The sequence below is a fragment of the Mumia sp. genome, assembly GCF_028803055.1.
GTDB lineage: Bacteria > Actinomycetota > Actinomycetes > Propionibacteriales > Nocardioidaceae > Mumia.
This window is the reverse complement of the sequence record NZ_JARBCJ010000250.1, coordinates 1-3,802: the sequence shown is the minus strand read 5'-3', so window position 1 is coordinate 3,802 and position 3,802 is coordinate 1. Positions and strand designations below refer to the sequence as shown.

General features: G+C 70.3%; 5 protein-coding genes. 3 read left to right on the top strand and 2 right to left on the bottom strand.

Features of this window, described 5'->3' with window-relative positions; all coding sequences use genetic code 11:
- Positions 1–566: FAD binding domain-containing protein (locus PV363_RS16535; RefSeq protein ID WP_301022916.1), on the bottom strand; the 566-nt coding region annotated here is incomplete at its 3' end.
- A gap of 123 nt (positions 567–689) precedes the next feature.
- On the opposite strand from PV363_RS16535, the gene PV363_RS16530 reads away from it, so the two are divergent.
- Positions 690–1,637, top strand: coding sequence for a LysR family transcriptional regulator (locus tag PV363_RS16530; RefSeq protein ID WP_301022915.1), 948 nt, complete (start codon positions 690–692; stop codon positions 1,635–1,637).
- Between the two features lie 15 nt (positions 1,638–1,652).
- Here the strand turns inward: PV363_RS16530 and PV363_RS16525 are convergent, their stop codons facing one another.
- Entirely contained in the window at positions 1,653–2,018 is a 366-nt protein-coding gene (locus PV363_RS16525) for a VOC family protein (protein ID WP_301022914.1), read from the bottom strand.
- A 189-nt stretch (positions 2,019–2,207) separates the two neighbouring features.
- Here PV363_RS16525 and PV363_RS16520 point away from each other — a divergent pair, with 189 nt between their 5' ends.
- Positions 2,208–2,906: a DUF899 family protein gene (locus PV363_RS16520; RefSeq protein WP_301022913.1), complete on the top strand. Its 699-nt coding sequence runs from the start codon at positions 2,208–2,210 to the stop codon at positions 2,904–2,906.
- Positions 2,903–3,745: an alpha/beta hydrolase gene (locus PV363_RS16515; RefSeq protein WP_301022912.1), complete on the top strand. Its 843-nt coding sequence runs from the start codon at positions 2,903–2,905 to the stop codon at positions 3,743–3,745. Before PV363_RS16520 ends, PV363_RS16515 begins: the two co-directional genes overlap by 4 nt.
- The last annotated feature ends 57 nt before the right edge of the window (positions 3,746–3,802 follow it).

Genomic DNA, 3,802 nt, shown 5'->3' with positions numbered 1-3,802 from the left:
CGACGCTCGACCTTCTCGTATGCGCTGCCCGCGCCGGGCCGGATCGGGATCCGGACCTCCGTGAGGATCTCGGCGTCGTCGACCACCGTCTCGTACGGGCCGGTGTGGAACGCGCGGGCGCCCACGGTGCGGGTGCCGCCCGTGCCCCGCACGACCAGCTCCGCGCCGAGCGCCGCCGCCACCGCGGAGAGGTCCTCGGACGGGTCGGCCTGGCAGAGCGAGCCGCCGATCGTGCCGCGGTTGCGCACGATCGGGTCGGCGATCACCCGCTCCGCGTCGGCGACGATCGCGTAGTGCTCCGCCAGCAGCGACGAGTCGAGGAGCTGCGCGTGGCGGGTCATCGCCCCGATGGCGATGGCCGAGCCGTCGAGGCGGATGTAGGACAGGTCGGTCAGGTTGTTGATGTCGATCAGCACCTCGGGCCGCGCCAGCCTCAGCTTCATCATCGGCAGCAGGCTGTGGCCGCCCGCGACGAGGCGGGCCTCCGGTCCGTGGCGTTCCAACAAGGCGAGCGCGTCGTCAACGGTGCCGGCACGCTCGTAGTCGAACGGCGCGGGTGTCTGCACGGGGAACCCCCATAGGTGTCCGCGGGGCCGCGGCGGTCGGCCCTCGCCGGGAGTGTGCCTCTCCCCGGCGGGCACGTCCACGGTCGCCTAAGCGATCCCTTAATCGCGGCTACGGTCCGGAGTGTGACGCTCACACAGCTGGAGGCATTCGTCCTCGTCGCCCGCTTGGGCTCGGTGAAGGCCGCCTCGCGGACGCTGGGCGTGACGGAGCCGGCGGTCTCCGGCGCGCTGGCCGCGCTCCGTCAACACCTCGGCGACCGGTTGATCAGGCGCACCCCGGACGGGATGGAGCTCACCTCCGGCGGACGCCGCCTTCTGCCGATCGCCACGCAGATGGTGAGCCTGGCGACCGAGGCGCGGTCGCTGGTGCGGCGCGTCGCCAGCACCGACCGGCTGCGGGTCGTGGCGCCCGGCACCGTCGCCGAGTACGTCGCCGGCCCGCTGCTCACGGCGTTCACCACCCGCCACCCGGCCATCGACACCACACTGGGCGTGGCGACGGCGAGCGAGATGCCCGCACTGCTGACCGAGCGGATGGCCGACGTCGCCCTCGGTCCCCGCCTGGCCGGGTTCGCCGGCAAGCCGATGCTGCGCTACCGCCTGGTCGTCGTCGCCGGGCCCCGCCACCGGCTCGCCCGGCAGGACCGGGTGAGCCAGGCGGCCGTGACCCGGCAGAACTGGCTCGTCGACGCCAGCGGGGCGGACCCGGCCAGCGAGGTCGGGCTCCTGCTGGCGACACTGCGGATCCCCGAGGCGCGCGTGCGGGTGTTCCCCTCGCTCGACGCCGTGTGGAACGCGGCCGCCGACGGCGAGGGCGTCGCCCCCGGCATCGCCCACCTGGTCGCGCGCGACGTGGTCCGCGGCCGGCTGGCGGTGCTGCCCGTCGAAGGGACGCCGCTCGACCTGATGTGGCACGCCACCAGCCTCGGCGCCTCCCGACGGTCGCCGCTCGTCGGCAAGCTGGAGCGCTTCCTCGAGACCCCCGACGCGGTCCAGGCCATCCTCCACGCCGACGGCAGCGTGCCCGTCTCCCGCTTCAAGCCCCCGGTCTACGTGACCCTCTGGAGCTGAGGCGTCGACCGATCCTCACTTGAACTGGAGAATCGACAGTGAGTTCTCGCCCGGATCGACGAACCACGCCGCATAGGCGTGTCCGACATCCGCGATTCCATCCACCGTCTTGATTCCCATCTCCGGTTCGTCGATGTCGAGGATGTCGACACCGCGGGCACGCAGCTGCGCGACCTCCGCTGCCACATCGTCGACGCGCCAGGTGGCTCGGTCCTGCTCGTCGGCGGTACCGGTCGTGCTCTTGCCGACTGCAAGGCGACAACCACCGCCGCATGCGAACCAGACGGCGTCGTCCTTCTCCCGCACGATCTCGAGACCGATCCTGCGTGCGTAGAAGTCCCGAGAGGCCTGTAGGTCCGTCGTCAGGAGCAGGACGTCCATTGGGTGCTCACCGAGCATGGGTCCTCCGTTGCCGTCACGTCTGCGAGTCCGCCGAACGCAATGTCGCAGGCACCGCGACATCGAGCGAGAGAGTTACCCGTGGCGGCGGCCATGCCGAGCGCGATGAGTTTCACGACTGCCCGTGGTCCACACATCAGAACATCTTCCAACCGAGCCCGGGAGAAGACCATGACCGAGCAGACCGCCACCGCCCTGCCCCCCATCGTCGACCGCCAGAGCTGGCAGGCGGCGCTCGACGACCTCCGCGTACGGGAGAAGGCCACCACCCGTGAGCTCGACGCCATCGCCGCACAACGTCGCAGACTGCCGATGGTCGAGCTCCCGGACTACACGCTGATCGGTCCGAACGGCCCGATTCGACTGGTCGACGTGTTCGACGGGCGCTCCCAGCTCATCGTCTACAACCACATGTGGTCCGACGGCGCGGAGTGGCAGTGCGGCGGCTGCACGGGGCTGACATCGCAGTACGTCCGGCTGGGCGCCCTCGACAACTACGACGCCCGCTTCGTGATCGTCACCAACGGCCCCATCGACGAGGCGCTGGCCTACAAGGCCAAGGTCGGCAACAAGATGGACTGGTACTCGTCGTCGGAGAGCTCGTTCGGCGCCGACGTCGGTGCGCCCCCCGGCGCGGGCTTCGCGGTGAACGTGTTCCTCCGCGACGGCGACAAGGTCTACCGCACCTGGCACACCGACGGCCGAGGCACCGAACAGCTCAGCTACACGTTCGCGTTGGTCGACATCCTGCCGTGGGGCCGCCAGGAGGAGTGGCAGGATTCACCCGAGGGCTGGCCGAAGTCGCCCACGTACTCGAAGTGGCTCGACTCCCCCGATGTGGCCCGGCTCTACGGCCCGGAGTCGACGTGACGGAGCCTTCGCGCCGTGGTCACCTGCCGATCAACGGTCTGAGCCTCTATCACGAGGTGTACGGCGACCTCGGCGGCGCGACGACGTCTCCCCTGCTGCTCATCCCCGGCGCGTTCATGGCCACAGGGTCGATGACGTCGTGGGTGTCAGCCTTCGCGGGACAGCGAGCCGTGATCATCTTCGACCAGCAGGGCCACGGCCGCACGCCGGACACGTCGAGGGCGATGTCGTACGAGCAGTTCGCCGACGATGCCGCGGCGTTGCTGCGGGCTTTGGAGGTCGAGCGCGCGGACGTGATGGGCTACTCGCAGGGCGGCGGGGTCGCGCTGCAACTCGCTATCCGTCACCCGTCACTGGTCGGCAAGCTGGTCTCGCTGTCCGCCACCTACCGCAAGGACGGCTGGTACCCGTCGGTGTTGGCGGGCATCGAGGGGCTCGACGCCGCAGCGCTTGCCGGTACCCCCGTCGAGACGGCGTTCAAGGAGCACACGCCGGACGCCTCCGCGTTCGACGCCTACCTCGCGAAGATGAAGGTCCTGAACATCGACGACCAGAACATCAGCGACGCGCAGATGCGCTCGATCTCCGCCCCGACGATGGTCATCGTCGGCGATGCGGACGGCGTGAAGCCGGAGCACGCGGTGGCGATGTTCAACCTGCGCGGGGGCGGCGACGAGGACGCCGCAGCGTCGGGAGTGCTGCAGAAGGTTCCGGCCGCGCGCCTGGTGATCCTGCCGGCGACGTCGCACATCGGCATCTCGGGGGAGGCTGCGGTGCTGGTGCCGATGGTGAGCGCGTTCCTCGACGATGTGGTGCCGGCGACGCCGGATCTCTTCTAGCTAGCGCTGGCCCGCGCCAGCACGCACTGCACGTGTGCCCTGCTCCACGCGGGTAGA